At 32.2% G+C, this 671-nt stretch carries 1 protein-coding gene; it reads left to right on the forward strand.

Annotated elements, in window-relative coordinates; all coding sequences use genetic code 11:
- Positions 1–135: 135 nt before the first annotated feature.
- Positions 136–618, forward strand: a complete 483-nt coding sequence (gene tnpA, locus AC2D8K_RS12580) for an IS200/IS605 family transposase (protein ID WP_002450451.1) — start codon at positions 136–138, stop codon at positions 616–618.
- Positions 619–671 lie beyond the last annotated feature (53 nt).

Raw genomic sequence — 671 nt, forward strand, 5'->3', positions numbered from 1 at the left:
TTGTATAAAGAAAACCATACGCTATGCGTATGGTTCAGAAAAGGTTCTACCATTGTCACAAAAAATGCATCTCTACGTGCTAGAATTAATATTGGTCAGCCAACCAAAATAAACAACACGAGGAGATGCTTTTTAATGTCTTCCGACACAAACAGTTTAGCACATACAAAATGGAATTGTAAGTATCATATAGTCTTTGCTCCAAAATATAGAAGACAAGTGATATATGGAAAAATCAAAAAAGATATAGGCATCATTTTGCGTCAATTATGTGAAAGAAAAGGTGTAGAGATAATTGAAGCAGAAGCATGTAAAGATCATATTCATATGTTAGTAAGTATCCCGCCAAAAATTGGTGTTTCATCTTTTGTTGGCTATTTAAAAGGGAAAAGTAGTTTAATGATTTTTGATAGACATGCTAACTTAAAATATAGATATGGAAATAGAAAGTTTTGGTGCAAAGGATTTTATGTGGATACGGTAGGTAGAAACAAAAAAGTAATTGAAAATTATATAAGAAATCAATTACAAGAGGATATCGTTGCAGATCAAATCTCAATGGAAGAATATTTAGATCCATTTACAGGAGAAGAAATAAAAAAGAGAAAGAAAAAATAGTAACCCTTTAGGGTTGCTGGAAGAGTAGTGCAGTTGGCTGACTTGTCAGTGCC

The sequence above is a fragment of the Staphylococcus sp. 510 genome (assembly GCF_057219715.1).